The organism is Nocardia sp. NPDC055050, assembly GCF_053608345.1.
The window spans coordinates 153793-173012 of sequence record NZ_JBSGVG010000004.1; the positions used below are offsets into that span (position 1 = coordinate 153793).

Consider the following 19220-nt stretch of genomic DNA (forward strand, 5'->3'; position numbering starts at 1 on the left):
GCTGGTGCGCGGCGACATGAACGCTGGGGCGCAATGACATCAGCGGTGCCGGTGAGGCATGATGTGACCGCGCTGTTGTAACGATTACCCCTGTTGTAACCACCGGATAACCCGTAGGGTCTGGCTGGTTGCAACTTCGTGCCCTGTCGGAGCACGGACCGAATCGGAATTCGAGACGAAGCGAAGGTGCGAAATTGATGCGTCGGCACACCCGGCGTCGTGGCTCCCGGGCCGCGGCGATGATCGCGGCAACGGCAGTGGCGGCGGGACTGATGTCCGGCATCGGTACGAGCCCGGCGTCAGCTGACCCGATCATCGATTCCAAGAGCCTGCTCGCCAACCCGGTCTCCGAGGACGGCTCCAAGATCGTCAAGGCCGAAGTGAAGGACTCGCGCAGTCTGCGACTGCACGTGTACTCCGCGGCCATGGACCAGAACATCATCGTCGACGTGCAGCGCCCCGCCGACGCCTCGGTCCCGCGCCCCACCCTGTACCTGCTCAACGGTGCGGGCGGCGGCGAGGATTCGGCGTCGTGGGTGGCCAAGACCGACGCGCTCGAATTCCTCGGCGACAAGAACGTCAACGTCATCCAGCCGATCGGTGGCGCCTGGAGCTACTACACCGACTGGATCCACGACGACCCGGTCCTCGGCCGCAACAAGTGGAAGACCTTCTTCACCGAGGAACTGCCCCCGCTGGTCGACGGTGCGCTCGGTACCAACGGTGTGAACGCCATCGCGGGTCTGTCCACCTCCGGCACCACCGTGCTCGCGCTGCCGATCGCCAAGCCCGGCCTGTACAAGGCGGCCGCGGCGTACAGCGGTTGCGCGCAGACCTCCGACCCGGTCGGTTCGGAGTTCGTGAAGGTCACGGTCGAGACCTGGGGTGGCGGCGACACCATGAACATGTGGGGTCCGCAGGGCTCGCAGGACTGGGTCGCGAACGACCCGTACGTGAATGCCGAAGGTTTGCGCGGCCTCGATCTCTACATCTCCACCGGCAACGGCCTGCCCGGCCCGTACGACACCCTCGACGGTCCGTACGCGCTGCCCGGCGCCTACGGCCTGGCCAACCAGATCGTCATCGGTGGCGTCATCGAGGCGGGCACCAACTACTGCACGCACAATCTGGCCAACCGGCTCAACGAGCTGGGTATCCCGGCGACCTTCAACTTCCGCCCCAGCGGCACCCACTCGTGGGGCTACTGGAAGGACGAGCTGAAGCTGTCGTGGCCGACCCTGGCCCGCGGGCTCGGCCTGTAAGCGCTGGTTTATCCCGAACCGCCCCGATAGCGAGCACGTCGCTGCCGGGGCGGTCCCATTTCCTCGACCTGCCCTCGACGTTTGCGAATTGTGGTTAACTTAGGTTGACTTGGACCAACCCGGTTCGCGCAACGGAAAGTGAGTGCATGGTCGCCGATCGCAGTGAGGCCGAACAGGCCCGCGAGCCGACGGCCGCACCTGCCCGTGTCGTGCGCCGCAGGCCGAAGGACCGCAAGATGCAGATCATGCGGGCCGCCGCCCGTGCGTTCAGCGCGCGCGGCTACTACCCGGTCGGCGTGGACGAGATCGCCGCCGAGGTCGGCATCTCCGGACCCGCGCTGTACCGCCACTTCGCCAACAAGTACGCGCTGCTCGTCGCCGCCGCCGAGGAGGGCGCTCGGGGTTTGCGCGATGTCGCCGCGGCGGCCGACGACCCGTCGCTGAGCCCGGAAGCCAGGCTCGACGCGGTGCTCACCGCCGTCGCCGAACGCAATATCGACATCCGGCGCGAGGCCGGGCTCTACCGTTGGGAACGCCGCTACCTCGAGCCCGATGACCGGGTGCGCATCCGCGCGTTCTATCGCGAACTCGAGGCGAACGTCGCCGCGCGGATCGCCGACGTCCGGCCGGAGGCGAGCGCCGACGACCGCATCCTGCTCGCCGTCGGCGCGCTGAGTTCGCTGGCCAGCATCGCCGCACACCGCACCACCCTCTCACACGGCCGCATGCTCGCGGTGCAGCGCGAGATGGCCTGGGCGATCGTGCGCGCCGAGCTGCCGCCGACCCCCGCCGCGGCCGAGCCCGACAAGCAGCCCCGTGGTCTGCCGGTCACCTCGAAACGTGAACAGCTGCTCACCGAGGCGATCCGGATCTTCGGCCGCAACGGGTATCACGAATCCGGCATCGAGGAGATCGGCGCCGCCGTCGGCATCAACGCCTCCAGCGTGTACCGCCACTTCGACAGCAAGGCCGACCTGCTCGCGGCCGCCTTTCATCGCACCGCCGACCGGCTCGCGGTCGCGATCGGCGAGGCGCTGGCCGAGAGCGAGAACCGGGCCGACGCCGCCCGCCGCATCGCCGACCAGCACGCGCGCCTCACCTTCGCGACGCCCGAGATCGCGCCCGTCTACTACGCGGAGTTCAGCAACCTCCCGCAGGCCGAACAGCACCGCCTGCGCGCCATCCAGCGGCAGAACATCCTGGAATGGGCCAACCTGCTCGACGGCGACCCGATCGAAGCCCGCTTCCGGGTGCACGCCGCGGTCGGCCAGATCATCGATGTCGGCCGGCTGTTGCGCTTCGACTCGCGCCCCGAACAGCTCGCCCGCCTCGCCGCGCTGACCGGCGCGGTGCTGCTCGGCAGCGGCTCGGTGGACGGGAACTAGCCGCTCAGCCGCGGCCGTGGCGTAAACGGAACAGGGCTTTCGCCGTCTGCAAGTGCCCTGGTCGGCGGTCGAAGGTCGACAGCCGGATCGGGGCCCGGTAGCGCCTGCGCGCGATCGACATCGTGCGGCTGTATTCGTACAGCCCGTGCTGACCGTGGCTGTGTCCCTGGCCGTATTCGCCGACACCGCCGAACGGCAGGGCCGGGATGCCGGTGAACGCGGTCGACGAATTCACCGTCACCACACCCACTTTCAGCTGTTCGGCGATGAGCTCCGCACTGGGGATGTCGAGAGTGAAGATAGTGACGGCGATGCCGTTGCCCGCCGCGTTCACCCGGGTGACCGCATCGGCCAGGTCGGCGACCCGGTTCACCACGAGAACCGGGCCGAGCCCTTCGCCGGTGATCGCGATGCTCTCCTCCGGCACCTCGGCCAGCACGATCGGCTCCACGTACGGGTCGCGGAACGAATCGAGCCCCCCGAGCACCGCGTGCCCGCCGTGGGCGAGCGCGTCACGGACCTGTCTGCGCACCACGTCGACCTGGGTGGCATTGATCATCGGCCCGTAGGAGGCGCGGTTGTCGGCACCGGGACGCAGTTTCGCCGCCCGCTCGGCCACCCTGGCCAGGAAGTCGTCGAACACCGAATCGGCGACATAACAGCGCTGGATGCCCGAGGAGTTCTGCCCGGCATTGGCCATCGCCCCGAACACCGCCGCCTCCGCGGCCGCGTCGAGCACCGCGTCGACGTGCACGATCATGCTGCCCTTGCCGCTGTTCTCCACCACCACCGGCGTCAGCGTCTGGGCGCACAGCGCGATCACCTCGCGTCCGCGCGCTTCGGGCCCGGCGTAGGCGATCTTGTCCACCTCGGCCTTGCACAGGGCGGTAGCGGTCCGCGAATTTCCGGTAACCGCTTGCAGCACGGGCTGTTCGGGCGATACCGCGGCCCAGCTGTCGGCCAGCCAGGTGCCGACACCGGTACTGAGTTCGTGCGGATTGAACACCACCGTGTTGCCAGCGGCCATGGCATAGGCGATCGAACCCATCGGCGTGAAGACCGGGTTGTTCCACGCGCCGAGTACGCCGATCACGCCCAGCGGGAGGTAGCCGACGGAGGCGTGCTGATTGCGGGTGAACCAGCCGGTGGACAGGCGCTTTCGGCCCAGCGTGCGCTCGGCGTTGCGGGCGGCCCAGTCCAGATTCTCCACCGCCAGCATCACTTCGAGAGTGGCGTCGGCCTCCGGTTTGCCGGTCTCGCTGCGCAGCAGCTCCACCAACTCGCCTGCGTTCCTGGCGATCTCGCGACGCCAGTCGAGGAGCAGGTGCTTGCGCTCGCTGAACGCGAGTTCCCCCCACCAGTTCTGGGTGGCGCGCGCGGTGCGCACAGCGCGGGTGACCTCGGCCGTGCCCTGCACGGGATACTGCGCGAGCTGTTCACCGGTGCGCGGATCGAAAGCCGTGAGCACATCGGATCGACCGGCGGGCGCGGCGGCGGTAGGAGCCGACTCGACCATGGTCACCTCCCCAAGATCGAACACGCCCGCGCGCGGGCCGGTGAGACGAGTGTTTCCCCGCTGTCAGCGTATGGGCGCGCGGCCCGGCCGACAAGGTTCGCGCACTGCCCTTGCACTGCCCAGGTGAGCAACACCACAGCGCGTCGCAGGCAGCGCCCGGCAAACCGGGCGCATCAACGCAGACCGGGCCCGGAAAACCGCCGGACCGGTAACATCGCGCCGAACGGTATGGATCACTTACCGGGAAGAATTTATTCCGCGTGCGCTCGTCTCTTCCAGGGCCGTGCGCACCGGCCGATGGTGGAGAGTTGATGCCGAGTTCGATCTCAGTGGATTCGCCCGCAGGTGGCGTCGCGTCGAGCGACAGTGAACCCGCGGTGCTGGTGTCCGACGTGCGCAAGTCGTTCGGCGATGTGCACGCTTTGCAGGGCATCAGTTTCCAGGCCGACAAGGCCAGTGTGCTGGGTATTCTCGGCCCCAACGGCGCGGGCAAGACCACCATGGTCAAGGTCCTGTCGACCCTGCTCCGTCCCGACTCCGGCACCGCCGTCGTCGCGGGGCACGACGTGCTCACCGATGCCGCGGGCGTGCGCCGCTCGATCATGATGACCGGCCAGTACGCCGCGCTCGACGAGAATCTGACCGGCCGGGAGAACCTCGAGCTGTTCGGTCGCCTGATGGGCCTGACCAAGTCGGCCGCCCGCAAGCGCGCCGAAGTGCTGCTCGAGGAATTCGACTTGGTGAGCGCGGGCAAGCGGGCCGTGCGCAACTACTCCGGCGGCATGCGCCGTCGCGTCGACATCGCCTGCGGGCTGGTGGTGCGGCCCGAGGTGGTGTTCCTCGACGAGCCGACCACCGGCCTCGACCCGCGCAGCCGCCAGGGCGTGTGGGATCTGGTGACCGCGCTCAAGAACCAGGGCATCACGGTGCTGCTGACCACGCAGTACCTCGAAGAGGCCGACGTGCTCAGCGACAACATCATCGTCATCGACAAGGGCACCGTCATCGCGGAGGGCACCGCCGACGAGCTCAAAGCCAAGACCGGCGGCAGCTTCTGCGAGATCGTGCCGCTCGACCCGAGCCGCGTCCCGCAGACCGTCAAGGCCCTCGGTGACCTGGTCCCGGCCGCCGTCGCCGCCGAGACCGACGGTGCCGACAAGGTGTCCATCCCGGCCCCCGACGGCGCCGCCACCCTCGCCGAGGCCCTGCGCAGGCTCGACGCCGCGGGCATCGACCTGGCCGACATCGCGCTGCGCAGGCCCTCGCTCGACGACGTGTTCCTGTCGATCACCGGCCACTCGGGCGGCCACTAGTGAGCGTGTCCACCCCCGCGGCGAACAGCTTGTTCGCCGAGCTTCCCGCTGTGCGCCCGAGCAGTTTCGCGCAGTGGCGCGCGCTGACCGGGCGCATCGTGCACACCATGGCCACCAAGGGCGAGCTGATCGTCGCGGTGCTCACTCCGCTCGTGGTGACCGTGGCCTTCTACCTGCCGTTGCGGTACGTGATGAAGGTCCAGGGCATCGACTACGCGCAGTACGTGATGCCGATCGTCGTGCTGCAGACGATGGCCATGACGATGATGTCGAACGCGCAGCTCGCGGCGTTCGAAGCGCTCACCGGGTTGAGCACTCGGTTGCAGACCATGCCGATCGGTTCGCTGGTGCCGCTGATGTCGCGCATCTGCGCGGGTCTGGTGCGGTCGGTCGTCTCCCTGATCGCGACGGTCGGGTACGGCTATGTGATCGGGTTCCGGTTCACCGGCGGCTGGTTGCAGGCGCTCGCGTTCTGCGGATTCGCGCTGACCGTCGGCGTGGTGCTCACGCTCGGCGCCGACGCGCTCGGCAGCCTCACCAAGAACCCGGAGGCGCTCAGCCAGGCCCTCACGCTGCCGATTCTGATCTTCGGCATGATGTCGACCGGGTTCGTGCCCGAGGCCAGCTTCCCGTCGTGGGTGCGGCCGTTCGCGCGCAACCAGCCGATCTCGCAGTTCGCCCAGACCCTCAGCGATATGGCCGCGGGTCATCTGAGCTGGGCGGGCACGTGGGTGTCGCTGGTATGGCTCGGCGGACTGGCAGTTTTCTTCCTCCCACTGGCTGTGTGGGCGAGTGTGAGGCGATCATGACAACAATCGAGAAGACCTCGGTCGAGGAGGCCGCGGCCGACCTTCCGGTGGTGCACACCAAGCCGGAAGGTTCGGTGTCGGTGTGGTTCACCCACAGCCTGATCCAGACCAAGCGTCTGCTGATGGTGTGGTTGCGCGACCCGTCGACGACCATCCAGACCATCGCCTACCCGGCGGTGACCCTGCTGATGTTCCGGATCGTGCTCGGTGACTCGATCACCGCGGCCACCGGTGCCCCCAGCATCTACGGCCAGGCCGCGCTGCTCACCCTGGTCGCGGCCATGACCGGCGCGGTGGTGAGTGCCCTCGGGTTCAAGCGCGAGAAGGCTTCGGGGCTGCTCAGCCGGTTCTACACGATGCCGCTCAACAAGGCCTCGCTGCTGACCGGCCGACTGCTGGCCGAGATGCTGCGCATCCTGCTCACCACGCTGATCGTGCTGCTCGTCGCGGTGCCGCTCGGGTTCCTGTTCATGGAGGACCCGTTCGCCAATATCGCGCTGGTCCTGGTTCCGGTGCTGTTCGGCATCGGGTTCGCGGTGATGGTGACCGCGCTGGCCACGATCACCGAGGGCGTGATGCTGATCAGCCTCATCGGCATCCTCAACACGCTGCTGATGTTCTTCAACACCGGCTTCGTCCCCGTCTTCGCCTACCCGACCTGGTTGCAGGATGTGGTCGCCAATCAACCGATGAGCTGTGCCATCGATGCGATGAAGGGCCTGTCCTACGGTGGGCCGGTCGCTGAACCGCTGCTGAAGACCGTCGCCTGGACGGTCGGCATGGTCGCGGTCTTCGCCTACCCGGCGATCGTCGGCTACAAGAAGGCCGCCGAGTCGTCCTGAGCCCGGACCGCCTCGCTCCTGATCGCCGCCGCGAACGTCGTGGCGGCGATCAGTGCGTTATCGGCTGGGGTAGTCCGCGCCGGCGGGAGCGAAGGGGTAGTCGAGCCAGCGGTCGCGGTTGGTCCAGCCGACGAGGTCGTAGCGCCAGCGGAACGGCCAGGTGTGGGCCACGGTGTTGAACAGCACGGCGCCGAGGGCGGTGTAGTCGTCGTGGGCCGAGAGCAGGGCCCGCTGACCTCGTTCGGATTCGGTGAAGAAGGCGTCGAACATGGCGATCGACTGATCGGTGGTGAGCCGGCCGAGACCCCACAGACCACGCATGCGCATCCAGTAGACTGCCCTGGCCTGCCACGGCCAGAGGGCTCCGATCGGGTCCTCGCCTCGCTGCACCGCGGCGACGGCGGTGTCGGCCAGCGCGAGGGAGTCGGCCACGCTGTAGCCGGTGCACGGGTGCATCATCCCGCCGCGCGAGCCGAACGGCACCGCGATCGCCGTGCCTTTCTTCGAGGGCCGCTGATCCAGGGGATAGTGGGCGGCTTCGTGCGGTTCGTCGCCGGTGAGCTGGATACCGTGTGCCGCGAGTCTGTTCAGCGTGCGCTTGCGTAACTCGTGCTGCGGCATCCCGCCACGTAGCCCGAGGCTCGTCTCCTCGAAGATCACCGTCCCGTCCCCGAGCGGTACCGCGTAGAGGAACGACGGCGGCTCGTCCGGGCCCGCCCCGTTCTCCGGCCGCCAGTCCAGCAGCAGCCCTTCACCTTCGGCGACCATCGGTGCCGCGGTCTGCGCGTCCACGAAGATCCCGTGCGCCGAGGCGGCCCTGCGCCGGCCCAACGTCGGCAGCCCCCGCGTATCGAACACCGCCCCCGCCGAGATCACCGTCCCGTCCGCGAGTTCCACCTCGTGCGCGTCCACCCGCCGCGCCCGATCCGCGAAGACGGTCGCGTCGTCCAGGGCCAACGCGGCGTGCAGCCCAGCCTTGGAGAGCACGCAATACGGCCGCTCGATCCGATGCTTGCCTGTGGTCCACACTGTCGGCGCCGCGATGCGCTGCGCGATCGCACTCGCGGGCAGCCACTGCGGCAGTTCGTCGATCCAGCAGGAGAAGGTCGGCGGAAACAGCCGCTCCGGCCGCGGATCCACCGCGGCCACCCGCAACCCGGCCACCGCGGCCCGATGCGCCAGCCCCCGCCCGGCCGGCCCCAGCCCGACCACACAGATATCGAATTCCCGCACAACACTCACGTCCGCATTCAATCGGCCCCACCCATCGCCACGCAAGCATCAGTGACCCGGTCGTCACACCGCCTCGACGCCGCGATTCCTAGTCCTCCAAGGCCAGGGCCTGGCGCATGGTCAGGCGCGCTTGGGTCTGCATCAGCGAGCGGCGGTAGATCTTCTCGGCGATGACGACGATTCCGTAGGTGGCGATCGCCATCAGGGCGAGGGCGATGAAGGGTTCCCACCAGGCGGCGGTGCCGTCGGCCAGGCGGGCGGGCATGGCGACGATGGACATGATCGGGACATAGGAGCCGATGACACGGGCGGTGCCGGTGAGGAAGATGCCCGCGAACAGCACGATCATGATGAGCAACCCGAGCGGAGTCGAGGTGGACTGGAGGTCTTCGCTGCGAGTGGCGAGCGCGCCCGCGACAGCCCACAGGCTCGCCAAGGCGAGGAAGCCGACGAGGAAGAAGACGATGAACCAGCCCGCGGCCCCGGCGATCTGGCCCAGCTGAGCACCCTTGCCGGTGACGGCCAACCCGATCAGCCCGGCACCGACGAACACGGCCAACTGCGCGAAGGCCAGCGCCGCGTTGCCCACGACCTTGCCGATCAGCAACTGCCGCAACGGAATCGCACTCGCCAGGATCTCCACGATCCGGTTCTGCTTCTCCTCGACCACGCTCTGCGCGATGGACATGCCGAACAACACCGACGCCATGTAGAAGAGGAACGCGAAGACGAACGAGATGCTCTTGGCGAGCCCGGGATCGATCGCGCCCTGCTCGAGCAAGCCGTAGGTCACGGTGGCACCGCGCCCCAATTCGTCGAGCGAAACGCCCGCGGCGGCGGCATTGCGCTGCAACGCGAGCTGCTGGGCGGCGGCGGTGATGTAGGTGGCCGCGGCGTCGTCCTCGGCGGTCTTGCCGATCAGCTGCCACCCGCTGGGTTCGGCGGGGACCAGGCCCACGTCGACCGCGTCCTCGCGCACCAGCTGCTCGACCGCGGCCCGGTCGGCGACGGGCCGTGCGGTGAAGCTGGTGTCGGTACCGGCGCCGGAGGCCAGGGTGTTCGCCGTTTCGAGCACGACAGAGGTGTCCGAACCGGCGATCGCCACATCGATCTTGTCGGGTCTGCTGCTGAGGAACCCGGTGAGAATCAGCGACGCGACGATCACCACGAGCGTCACCACCGTCGAGATGACGAAGTTGCGGTCACGCAGTTTCACCGCGATCTCCCGCGCGGCGACGATCCGCCACACGCCGTTCACGCGTCTGCTCGGCATGATCGGGCGCCCTCCGTGGTCACCTGAGCTACCGCCGCCAGGCGCTGAACTCTCATGCCGTCACCTCCCGGTAGATCTCGGCGACCGTCGGCCGCACCTCGGTGAACTCGCGCACCGAACCCCGCGACAGCGCCTCCTTCAGCACCCCGTCGGTGCCGCCGCCGTCGACCTCGAACAACACACCCCGCCCGGTACTCTCGACCACCCGAACCCCCGGATACCCCCACAACCACCCCGCATCGTCTTCGAGCACCAGCCGATACCGCGAGCCACCGGTGGACCGCAGCTCCTCGACCGAGCCCTGCCCGACCACCCGGCCCGCGGCGAGCACGACCAGCTGATCGCACAGCCGCTCCACCAGATCCAGTTGATGCGACGAGAACAGCACCGGCACGCCCTGATCGGCGTACTCGCGCAGCAACTCCACCATCGAATCCACGGCCATGGGGTCGAGCCCGGAGAACGGTTCGTCCAGGATCAGCGCCGACGGCTGCGCGATCACCGCCGCCGCGATCTGGACGCGTTGCTGATTGCCCAGCGACAACGATTCGAGCTTGTCCTTGCCGCGCGTGCCCAGATCGAACCGCTCCAGCAGGCTTTCGGTACGCGCCTTGGCCTTGTCGGCGGGCAGTCCACGCAAGCGCGCCAGGTACACGAGCTGGTCGAGCACCGGCTGCTTGGGATAGAGCCCCCGCTCCTCGGGCATATAGCCGAACGAGCGCCGGTCCAGCTCGGTCACCGTCCGTCCGTCCCACCGCATCTCGCCGGACTGAACGGCCAAGACGCCCATGATCATTCGCATGGTGGTGGTCTTGCCCGCCCCGTTACCCCCGACGAACCCGGTCAGCGCACCGGGCAGGACGGCGAACGACACGTCGTCGACCGCCACGTTCTCCCCGAACCGCCGCGTCACATGGGCGACTTCCAACATCGAACTCCCCGTCCTTTGTTGCCTGGCCCACAACCGTACCGGTGCCGCGGTTCACGTGGCCGTGATCAGCGTGGCGACACCCAGGTGGTGATGTCGGCGTGCACGACCTCGATGCCGTCCTTGTCGTAGATCGAGACGGGGACCGTCAGTTCCTGGCCCTTGGTGATCGCGGCGAAGTCGGGGATCTCGTCGAGCTTCGCCACGGCACGCAGCCCGGATTCCGCCTTGGCCAGGTACTGGACGTTCATCGACTTGGGGATCCAGCGGTGGGTGGTGGGGACGGTGGCCTCGCTGAGCATGCCCATCGCCACCTCGGCGAGATTGCAGGCCGCGATCGCGTGGAAGGTGCCGAGGTGGTTGTGGATGCCGAACCACTTCGGGGAGGTCACCTCGCAGACGCCGGGCTCGAGGCGGATCACCTGGGGGAGCACGGTGCCGAAGTAGGGGACCCGGGCGACCATGCCGAGCGAGAACAGCGCGTGCCCGATGCGATTGTCGGGCAGCTTCTTCCAGCCGCGGTAGGTCGCGGTTTCCTGTGTCATGAGCACTATCTTACTCAAAAGTAAGTTCTGTGGTAACCCTCCGGTGGTCAGGCGGGGCGACAAGCCAGCTACCATTCATCGGTACAGCCCAGCCGGCGGTGCGGTCGAGGTGGAAGCCCCCTGTGGGCGTGATCGATACCTCATGACCCCCGATTTGAAGGACGTCGTCGGCATGGTGCATACTGTTCGGGTTGCCTTGCGCAGGATCGACCGACTCCTCGGAGCGGATGGTCCGGGCAGGGGGAGCAGTAGTTTGTATCTCGCCGGTTCACCGGTGTGGATACGTTCGGTACCACGCACTTCCGACCGATGGTGAGCAGATGACCGGGGTCGGAGAATAAGCGTTAGGGCGACACGCCCGACCGCGTGGGCCGGAGAACCATGACAGATGAACAGCGGCGAGGACTAGGTAGTGCCTTTTGGTGCGCCCTGGTTGCGGGTCTTTCAGTGGGAAACCACGCTGAGGCGTCTTTCTTGTGTTCGGGCTGTGCAAATTGAGGGTGGTGCGGGAGTTCAGCTCCTGTGACCACGAAGGAAAGCGGAGAAAAGGACACTTAGCGTGGCGGGACAAAAGATCCGCATCAGGCTCAAGGCCTATGACCACGAGGCGATCGACGCGTCAGCGCGCAAGATCGTGGAAACGGTGACCCGCACCGGCGCCCGTGTGGTCGGGCCTGTGCCGTTGCCGACCGAGAAGAACATCTACTGCGTCATCCGTTCGCCGCACAAGTACAAGGACTCGCGCGAACACTTCGAGATGCGCACGCACAAACGCCTCATCGACATCCTCGACCCGACGCCGAAGACGGTGGACGCGCTCATGCGCATCGACCTCCCGGCCAGCGTCGACGTCAACATTCAGTGACGGGGACTCGAGACATGACTGACAACAAGAACCGGCCCGCAGCCGGCATCCTGGGCACCAAGCTCGGCATGACCCAGGTCTTCGACGAGAAGAACCGCGTCGTCCCGGTCACCGTCATCAAGGCGGGCCCGAACGTGGTCACCCAGATTCGTACCGTGGAGCGCGACGGCTATTCGGCCGTGCAGATCGCTTTCGGCGCCATCGACCCGCGCAAGGTGAACAAGCCGACTTCCGGCCAGTTCGCCAAGGCCGGTGTCACCCCGCGCCGCCACGTCACCGAGATCCGCGTCGCGGATGCCTCCACCTTCGAGATCGGCCAGGAACTCTCGGCTGATGTCTTCGAAGAGGGCACCTACGTCGACGTGACCGGAATCAGCAAGGGCAAGGGCTTCGCCGGCACCATGAAGCGTCACGGCTTCAAGGGCCAGGGCGCCTCGCACGGTGCGCAGGCTGTGCACCGTCGCCCGGGTTCCATCGGTGGCTGTGCCACTCCCGGCCGCGTGTTCAAGGGCATGCGCATGTCGGGTCGTATGGGTAACGACCGCGTCACCACGCAGAACCTCTCGGTTCACAAGGTCGACGCCGAGAACGGCCTGCTCCTGGTCAAGGGTGCTATCCCTGGCCGCAAGGGCAACGTCGTGATCGTCAAGAGCGCCGTGAAGGGTGGTGCGCACGCATGACCAGCCTCGACAAGAAGGCCAACCTGACGCTGACCGTTAAGGCCGCAGGCGGCAAGACCGAAGGCACCGTCGAACTCCCCTCGGAGATCTTCGACGTGACCGCCAACGTCGCGCTGATGCACCAGGTCGTCATCGCTCAGCTGGCCGCCGCTCGCCAGGGCACCCACTCCACGAAGACTCGTGGCGAGGTCTCCGGTGGTGGCAAGAAGCCGTACCGCCAGAAGGGCACCGGCCGCGCCCGTCAGGGCTCGACCCGTGCGCCGCAGTTCGCCGGCGGTGGCACCGTCCACGGCCCGCAGCCGCGTGACTACAGCCAGCGGACCCCCAAGAAGATGAAGGCCGCCGCCCTGCGCGGTGCCCTCTCCGACCGGGCCCGCAACGAGCGCATCCACGTGATCACCGAACTGGTCGCGGGTCAGAACCCGTCGACCAAGATTGCCAAGGACTTCCTGGCCGAGCTCTCGGGCCGCAAGAAGTTCCTGGTCGTCGTCGGCCGCGAGGACGTCGCCGCGTGGAAGAGCGTGGCGAACCTGCAGAACGTGCTGCCGATCGCCCCGGATCAGCTCAACACCTACGACGTGCTCAACAGCGACGACGTGGTGTTCAGCGTCGAGGCCCTGAACGCTTTCGTTCACGGTCCCGCCGAGGCGGCCCAGGAGGAGAGCAAGTGAGCACCATCGCCGACCCCCGCGACATCCTGCTCGCACCGGTCATCTCGGAGAAGTCCTATGGGCTGATCGAGGAAGGCACCTACACCTTCCTGGTGCACCCGGATTCGAACAAGACGCAGATCAAGATCGCCGTCGAGAAGGTTTTCGGCGTCAAGGTCACCAGCGTCAATACCGCCAACCGTCAGGGCAAGCGCAAGCGGACCAAATTCGGTTACGGAAAGCGCAAGGACACCAAGCGCGCACTCGTGACCCTCTCGGCCGATAGCAAGCCCATCGAGATCTTCGGAGGACCGGTCGCGTAAGCGCCTGGGACTCCAGAAAGCGAGAAGAACTCATGGCAATCCGTAAATACAAGCCGACAACGCCGGGCCGTCGTGGCTCCAGCGTCTCGGACTTCGCCGAGATCACCCGGTCGACGCCGGAGAAGTCGCTGCTGCGCCCGCTCACCAAGTCCGGTGGTCGTAACGCGCACGGTCGCATCACCACGCGTCACCGCGGTGGCGGTCACAAGCGTGCCTACCGTCTGATCGACTTCCGTCGGCTGGACAAGGACGGCATCCCGGCCAAGGTCGCTCACATCGAGTACGACCCCAACCGCACCGCCAACATCGCACTGCTGCACTTTGCCGACGGCGAGAAGCGCTACATCATCGCGCCGAAGGGCATCAAGCAGGGCAGCCCGATCGAGTCCGGCCCCACGGCCGACATCAAGCCGGGTAACAACCTGCCGCTGCGCAACATCCCGACCGGTACCACGATCCACAACGTGGAGCTGCGTCCGGGCGGCGGCGCCAAGATGGCTCGTTCCGCCGGAATGAGCATTCAGCTGCTGGGCAAGGAAGGGCCGTACGCGACCCTTCGTATGCCTTCGGGTGAAATCCGCCGTGTCGACGTGCGCTGCCGCGCCACCGTCGGCGAGGTCGGCAACGCCGAGCAGTCGAACATCAACTGGGGCAAGGCCGGCCGTATGCGCTGGAAGGGCCGTCGTCCTACCGTCCGTGGTGTCGTCATGAACCCGGTCGACCACCCGCACGGTGGTGGTGAGGGTAAGACCTCCGGTGGTCGCCACCCGGTCTCCCCGTGGGGTCAGCCTGAGGGCCGCACCCGCAAGCCCAACCGCCCGAGCGACAAGCTCATCGTTCGCCGTCGTAAGACCGGCAAGAAGCGCTAAGGAGGAGGTAAGAAATGCCACGCAGCCTCAAGAAGGGCCCGTTCGTCGACGACCACCTCCTCGCGAAGGTGGACGTGCAGAACGAAAAGGGCACGAAGCAGGTCATCAAGACCTGGTCGCGTCGCTCGACCATCATCCCCGATTTCATCGGGCACACTTTCGCCGTCCACGACGGTCGCAAGCACGTGCCGGTGTTCATCTCGGACAACATGGTCGGCCACAAGCTCGGTGAGTTCGCGCCGACCAGGACGTTCAAGAGCCACGTCAAGGACGACCGGAAGAGCAAGCGGCGATGACTGAAACCATTCAGAACCCGACTGCACGCGCAACCGCCAAGCACGTTCGGGTCACCCCGATGAAGGCCCGTCGAGTCGTGGACCTGGTCCGCGGCAAGAGCGTCGAGGACGCGCTGGCGATCCTGCGGTTCGCACCGCAGGCTGCCAGCGAGCCCGTGGCCAAGGTCGTGGCTTCGGCCGCGGCGAACGCCGAGAACAACCTCGGCCTCAACCCGGCCACCCTGGTCATCTCGACTGCTTTTGTCGACGAGGGCGCCACCATGAAGCGTTTCCAGCCGCGGGCCCAGGGCCGTGCGTTCCGGATTCGTAAGCGCACCAGCCACATCACCATCGAGGTCGAGAGCGTGCCCACCACCGGCGCTGCCACTCGTAGCCGCCGGAAGGGAGGGGCAAAGTAAATGGGACAGAAAATTAACCCCCATGGCTTCCGCCTCGGTATCACCACCGACTGGAAGTCGCGTTGGTACGCGGACAAGCAGTACGCGGAATACGTGAAGGAAGACGTTCAGATCCGCAAGCTCCTCGCCACTGGCATGGAGCGGGCAGGCATCTCGAAGGTCGAGATCGAGCGCACCCGTGATCGCGTCCGTGTGGATATCCACACCGCGCGTCCCGGCATCGTGATCGGTCGTCGTGGCGCGGAAGCCGACCGCATCCGCGCCGAGCTGGAGAAGCTCACCAAGAAGCAGGTTCAGCTGAACATCCTCGAGGTCAAGAACCCCGAGTCGGATGCGCAGCTGGTTGCTCAGGGTGTGGCCGAGCAGCTGTCCAACCGTGTGGCGTTCCGTCGTGCGATGCGTAAGGCCATTCAGTCGGCCATGCGTTCGCCGAACGTCAAGGGCATCCGTGTGCAGTGCTCGGGCCGCCTCGGTGGCGCCGAAATGTCGCGCTCGGAGTTCTACCGTGAAGGTCGTGTTCCGCTGCACACGCTGCGTGCGGACATCGACTACGGCCTCTACGAGGCCAAGACCACCTTCGGTCGCATCGGTGTGAAGGTCTGGATCTACAAGGGTGACATCGTCGGTGGTCGTCGTGAACTGAACGCCGCCGCCGCCGCTCCGGAGCGCCCGCGTCGCGAGCGTCCGAGCCGCCCTCGTCGGTCCGGCGCCACTGGCACCACCGCGACCAGCACCGAGGTCGGTCGCGCCGCCACTGCAGTGGCGGAGGCTCCGGCAGAGAACAAGGAGGGCTGACGCATGCTGATGCCCCGTCGCGTCAAGCACCGCAAGCAGCACCACCCCGGTCGCTCGGGCATGTCCAAGGGCGGCACCGCGGTGGCCTTCGGTGAGTACGGCATCCAGGCTCTCGAGCCCGCCTACGTCACCAACCGTCAGATCGAGTCGGCGCGTATCGCAATGACCCGCCACATCAAGCGTGGCGGCAAGATCTGGATCAACATCTACCCCGACCGCCCGCTCACGAAGAAGCCGGCCGAAACCCGCATGGGTTCCGGTAAGGGTTCGCCGGAGTGGTGGGTCGCGAACGTGAAGCCCGGTCGGGTCATGTTCGAGATGTCTTACCCCAACGAGGAGACCGCTCGTGAGGCCCTGCGCCGCGCGATGCACAAGCTCCCGATGAAATGCAGGATCGTGACCAGGGAGGAGCAGTTCTGATGGCTACCGAAACACCGGCCGCAGAGCTCCGTGAGCTCAACGAAGAAGAGCTCGTGGCACGCCTGCGCGAGTCGAAGGAAGAGCTGTTCAACCTGCGCTTCCAGATGGCGACGGGTCAGCTCGACAACAACCGTCGACTGCGCGTCGTCCGCCACGAGATCGCGCGCATTTACACGGTCATGCGTGAGCGCGAGCTCGGCCTGGCCACGGCGCCCGCTGGCAAGGGAGATGCGGCATGAGCGAGAACACCGAAGAGCGCAACAGCCGCAAGGTACGCAGCGGCTACGTTGTCTCCGACAAGATGAACAAGACGATCGTCGTCGAGCTGGAAGATCGTCACCGGCACAAGCTCTACGGCAAGATCATTCGCACCACCTCCAAGGTGAAGGCGCATGACGAGAACGAGATCGCCCACGTCGGCGACCACGTTCAGCTGATGGAGACCCGTCCGCTGTCGGCCACCAAGCGCTGGCGTCTGGTCGAGGTCCTGGAGAAGGCCAAGTAAGGTCCCTCCTCGATCCATCGAGATCGTTTGTACGATGGCCCGTTTCCCTCTGGGGAAGCGGGCCATCGTCGTTCGACGACCCGATGCCGTCACATGACAAAGGCCCGCACCCGGTGTTAGGGGGCGGGCCTTTTGCGGTGTGGGCCGGGTCAGCCGGTGAAGGCGTAGGGCTGGCGGATCTTGTGGGCGAATTCGACGATGTTGGTGACCGTGCTGCTGGGGACGCCGACTTCGCTGCCGATGCTGCGAGCCGACCAGGACTGGTCGGTGAGTTCGAGGATCTCTTCGATCTGGTCGAGGGTCAGGCGCAGGGGGCTGCGGTGGGCGATGCGGCGGGCCAGGGCGCGGACCTCGGTGTCTTCGTCGAAGTCGAAGTCGTCGGGGGCCGGGAGATCGTCGTCGTCTTCGTCGGGGACGTCCAGGTCGACCGGGTCCGGTACCGCGGGCTCGTCGAGATCGGCAGCGGGGATTGTTGTCGGGTGCGAGACGGCTGCCGTCGGCGCTGAGGTCGAGGCGGTGGTGTCTGTCCGCTCGGGGACTGGGGCGGTGGATTCGGCCGGCTCTGGGGTGGGCTCGGTGTGTGGTGCGGGCGCCGGCTGCAAGGCCAGTTGCTCGCCGGGTTCGGCGGTGAGGGTCAGTTGCTCCGGCTCCGCGGCGGGGGGCTGGGGATCGTTGTGCACCGTTACCGGATCGGTGATCGGTGGAGTGTCGCCATCAGGGTCACGGGCGACGGTGCCGGCGTGCATCGTCGCCTCGGGAACCGGGTCGGTACCGGTTGCTTCGCCCGCAGGGGAGTGCGCGGCGGCGGTGACCGGTATTCGCCGCAAGGTCGCGGCGACCCCAGTGGTCCGGCCGACGTGCTCGGTGCCGTTACGGCGATGGTCGGCGGCCGCCTTGTGGATGAGTTCGAGGGTGCCGGGGGCGCTCGGCTTGTCGGCGGACGGGCGGCGCAGGCCGTGCGGGTAGGTGCGTTCGGCCGACGGCGCTGCGATGCCCTCGGCCGCTGCGACCAGCGGCGCCGAGGTATCGCGAACCACCGGCTCCGAGACGATCGGCTGGTCGAGGCTGTCGGCGGGGTTCGCCTGCTCGGAAGCCGCGGCGGTCTCGAAAGCCGTTCCGGTTGTGGTGGAGATCAATTCGTCGGTGCCTGCGGCGGACGCTGTTTTCACGGCGGCGAACTCGAGATCCTCGGTCGCCTCGGTCGCCTCGGTCGCCTCGGTCGCGGCCTCGTGCCCGCCGAATGTCGCGGCAGTCGCGACGTCGGTGGGGGTCGCGGTTGCACGGAGGTCGTGTTTCGCCGCCGAATGCGGAGCGGTCGAGCTGACGACAGCCGGGTCGATCAGCGGTGATCGGAGTTCGGGCGCGACTGCGATCCTCAGAGTGTGCCCGAGCGCCTGCCTGTCGGCGGCGAGGGAGTCGGCCGCCTGCTGCGGGAACGCATGAGAAGCCATCCGTTCGGATGCGGAATACCCGGCGTCCCCTGGCAATTCGACGGAGGCACTCTCGATCAACATCGCGTACCGAGCGGAGACCCACGCGTGCAACCAGATCACCACACCCACCATCACCGGGGCGATGGCGAATTCGGCTGCGCGACCGAAGGATCCGGCGGCCAGGTGGGGGCCCGCGTTCAAGGCGATGGTGGTGCCGAGCAGGGCGAGTTCGAACACGATTACCTTGCCGCGTTCCAACTCACGCCCCCAGCGGGCCGCGGTGGTCGCGGTGACCATGATGACGATGATCGGGATCGAGATCATCGCCTCGATGCCGTAGCTGAGCCAGTACAGCGGGTCGCTCATGTCGCCGCTCGGCACGAGATTGCGTTGCACGTTGACCCCGGCCCACACCATGCCGAGAACGACGACCCCGATCAGCGCGCGCGATGACCATTCCGACCGCCGGTACAGCTGGGCCAGGCGCGCGTCGGCGCTCGACACCCGTCGTCGTGCGGCCAGCGCCTTGCGATGCCAGCGCGCGTCGGCTTCGTCGGTGCGGCGGATGAGGGCGCTGGTGCGGCGGTCGCGTTGTTCGGCGGCGAGCTCGTCGCCCACGGCGCGCCGACGCTGTGTGCGCCGCTGCGTGCGAATCCATTCGGCCAGTTCCCGTTCGGCGCGGATCTCGTCGTCGGAGAGCGCGTCGTAGAGGGCCGTGTCGTGTTGGAGGGGGAGCTTGTCGCGGGCTGTGGCGACCTGCTGGGCGAGCGCCGTGATCTCGGTGTTCGGCGCGATCGCGGCATTCTCGCTCAACCGATCGTCGGACATGTCGCGCCTTCCGCCACTCGAACATATGGACTATCGAACATATGTGTGATTG

The 19220-nt window shown here is 67.1% G+C and carries 22 protein-coding genes; 16 read left to right on the forward strand and 6 right to left on the reverse strand.

The features are described 5' to 3' along the window. The first annotated feature begins 239 nt into the window (after positions 1 to 239). Together ACWGCN_RS06560 and ACWGCN_RS06565 are read left to right on the forward strand one after the other, a co-directional pair. Positions 240 to 1262: an alpha/beta hydrolase gene (locus ACWGCN_RS06560; RefSeq protein ID WP_378993725.1), complete on the forward strand. Its 1023-nt coding sequence runs from the start codon at positions 240 to 242 to the stop codon at positions 1260 to 1262. 146 nt (positions 1263 to 1408) lie between these two features. Next, positions 1409 to 2647: a TetR/AcrR family transcriptional regulator gene (locus tag ACWGCN_RS06565; RefSeq protein ID WP_452458404.1), complete on the forward strand. Its 1239-nt coding sequence runs from the start codon at positions 1409 to 1411 to the stop codon at positions 2645 to 2647. 4 nt (positions 2648 to 2651) lie between these two features. On the opposite strand, the gene ACWGCN_RS06570 is transcribed toward ACWGCN_RS06565, so the two are convergent. Continuing rightward, positions 2652 to 4163: an aldehyde dehydrogenase family protein gene (locus ACWGCN_RS06570; RefSeq protein WP_378993723.1), complete on the reverse strand. Its 1512-nt coding sequence runs from the start codon at positions 4161 to 4163 to the stop codon at positions 2652 to 2654. 311 nt (positions 4164 to 4474) lie between these two features. Here ACWGCN_RS06570 and ACWGCN_RS06575 point away from each other — a divergent pair, with 311 nt between their 5' ends. Genes ACWGCN_RS06575 through ACWGCN_RS06585 form a run of 3 tightly spaced genes read left to right on the forward strand, consistent with a single transcriptional unit; the run spans position 4475 to position 7127 of the window. Beyond that, positions 4475 to 5476, forward strand: a complete 1002-nt coding sequence (locus ACWGCN_RS06575) for an ATP-binding cassette domain-containing protein (protein ID WP_378993707.1) — start codon at positions 4475 to 4477, stop codon at positions 5474 to 5476. Further along, a complete protein-coding gene (locus tag ACWGCN_RS06580) occupies positions 5476 to 6285 on the forward strand; it encodes an ABC transporter permease (protein WP_449969409.1) in 810 nt (269 codons plus the stop codon). The genes ACWGCN_RS06575 and ACWGCN_RS06580 overlap by 1 nt, the downstream gene beginning before the upstream one ends. Next, a complete protein-coding gene (locus ACWGCN_RS06585) occupies positions 6282 to 7127 on the forward strand; it encodes an ABC transporter permease (RefSeq protein ID WP_378993703.1) in 846 nt (281 codons plus the stop codon). The genes ACWGCN_RS06580 and ACWGCN_RS06585 overlap by 4 nt, the downstream gene beginning before the upstream one ends. A 57-nt stretch (positions 7128 to 7184) precedes the next feature. On the opposite strand, the gene ACWGCN_RS06590 is transcribed toward ACWGCN_RS06585, so the two are convergent. The 4 genes from ACWGCN_RS06590 to ACWGCN_RS06605 all read right to left on the reverse strand — a co-directional run bounded on the left by ACWGCN_RS06590 (position 7185) and on the right by ACWGCN_RS06605 (position 11106). Next, entirely contained in the window at positions 7185 to 8369 is a 1185-nt protein-coding gene (locus ACWGCN_RS06590) for a lycopene cyclase family protein (protein WP_452458403.1), read from the reverse strand. Positions 8370 to 8448: 79 nt separating this feature from the next. Further along, positions 8449 to 9633, reverse strand: a complete 1185-nt coding sequence (locus ACWGCN_RS06595) for an ABC transporter permease (RefSeq protein ID WP_452458402.1) — start codon at positions 9631 to 9633, stop codon at positions 8449 to 8451. Positions 9634 to 9685: 52 nt separating this feature from the next. Further along, positions 9686 to 10564, reverse strand: a complete 879-nt coding sequence (locus ACWGCN_RS06600) for an ABC transporter ATP-binding protein (RefSeq protein WP_452458401.1) — start codon at positions 10562 to 10564, stop codon at positions 9686 to 9688. A 65-nt stretch (positions 10565 to 10629) separates the two neighbouring features. Then, the gene (locus tag ACWGCN_RS06605; RefSeq protein WP_378993695.1) at positions 10630 to 11106 is read right to left on the reverse strand and encodes a hotdog fold domain-containing protein; all 477 of its coding nucleotides are present in this window, start codon (positions 11104 to 11106) and stop codon (positions 10630 to 10632) included. Positions 11107 to 11665: 559 nt separating this feature from the next. On the opposite strand from ACWGCN_RS06605, the gene rpsJ reads away from it, so the two are divergent. The 11 genes from rpsJ to rpsQ are packed head-to-tail and all read left to right on the forward strand — an operon-like array spanning position 11666 to position 16907. Next, complete coding sequence (gene rpsJ / locus ACWGCN_RS06610; RefSeq protein ID WP_040804197.1) at positions 11666 to 11971, forward strand: 30S ribosomal protein S10; 306 nt, start codon at positions 11666 to 11668, stop codon at positions 11969 to 11971. Positions 11972 to 11985: 14 nt separating this feature from the next. After that, positions 11986 to 12651, forward strand: coding sequence for a 50S ribosomal protein L3 (gene rplC, locus ACWGCN_RS06615; protein WP_071926407.1), 666 nt, complete (start codon positions 11986 to 11988; stop codon positions 12649 to 12651). After that, positions 12648 to 13322 (forward strand): 50S ribosomal protein L4, encoded by a 675-nt coding sequence (gene rplD, locus ACWGCN_RS06620; protein WP_452458400.1) that lies wholly within the window; start codon positions 12648 to 12650, stop codon positions 13320 to 13322. The genes rplC and rplD overlap by 4 nt, the downstream gene beginning before the upstream one ends. After that, positions 13319 to 13624, forward strand: a complete 306-nt coding sequence (rplW, locus tag ACWGCN_RS06625) for a 50S ribosomal protein L23 (RefSeq protein WP_067448314.1) — start codon at positions 13319 to 13321, stop codon at positions 13622 to 13624. The genes rplD and rplW overlap by 4 nt, the downstream gene beginning before the upstream one ends. A 32-nt stretch (positions 13625 to 13656) precedes the next feature. After that, entirely contained in the window at positions 13657 to 14493 is an 837-nt protein-coding gene (rplB, locus tag ACWGCN_RS06630) for a 50S ribosomal protein L2 (RefSeq protein WP_056818484.1), read from the forward strand. 14 nt (positions 14494 to 14507) lie between these two features. Next, positions 14508 to 14789 carry a 30S ribosomal protein S19 gene (gene rpsS, locus ACWGCN_RS06635; protein WP_056818481.1) on the forward strand — a complete coding sequence of 94 codons (282 nt, stop codon included), beginning with the start codon at positions 14508 to 14510 and terminating at the stop codon, positions 14787 to 14789. Continuing rightward, complete coding sequence (gene rplV, locus ACWGCN_RS06640; RefSeq protein ID WP_067448312.1) at positions 14786 to 15187, forward strand: 50S ribosomal protein L22; 402 nt, start codon at positions 14786 to 14788, stop codon at positions 15185 to 15187. Before rpsS ends, rplV begins: the two co-directional genes overlap by 4 nt. After that, the gene (gene rpsC / locus ACWGCN_RS06645) at positions 15188 to 15982 is read left to right on the forward strand and encodes a 30S ribosomal protein S3 (RefSeq protein ID WP_452458399.1); all 795 of its coding nucleotides are present in this window, start codon (positions 15188 to 15190) and stop codon (positions 15980 to 15982) included. A gap of 3 nt (positions 15983 to 15985) precedes the next feature. Then, on the forward strand, positions 15986 to 16402 hold the full coding sequence (rplP, locus tag ACWGCN_RS06650) for a 50S ribosomal protein L16 (protein WP_266296839.1): 417 nt from the start codon (positions 15986 to 15988) through the stop codon (positions 16400 to 16402). Then, the gene (gene rpmC, locus ACWGCN_RS06655; RefSeq protein ID WP_056818473.1) at positions 16402 to 16641 is read left to right on the forward strand and encodes a 50S ribosomal protein L29; all 240 of its coding nucleotides are present in this window, start codon (positions 16402 to 16404) and stop codon (positions 16639 to 16641) included. Before rplP ends, rpmC begins: the two co-directional genes overlap by 1 nt. Continuing rightward, entirely contained in the window at positions 16638 to 16907 is a 270-nt protein-coding gene (gene rpsQ / locus ACWGCN_RS06660; protein WP_056818470.1) for a 30S ribosomal protein S17, read from the forward strand. Before rpmC ends, rpsQ begins: the two co-directional genes overlap by 4 nt. A 149-nt stretch (positions 16908 to 17056) precedes the next feature. On the opposite strand, the gene ACWGCN_RS06665 is transcribed toward rpsQ, so the two are convergent. After that, positions 17057 to 19168: a hypothetical protein gene (locus ACWGCN_RS06665; protein WP_452458817.1), complete on the reverse strand. Its 2112-nt coding sequence runs from the start codon at positions 19166 to 19168 to the stop codon at positions 17057 to 17059. Between the last annotated feature and the right edge of the window lie 52 nt (positions 19169 to 19220).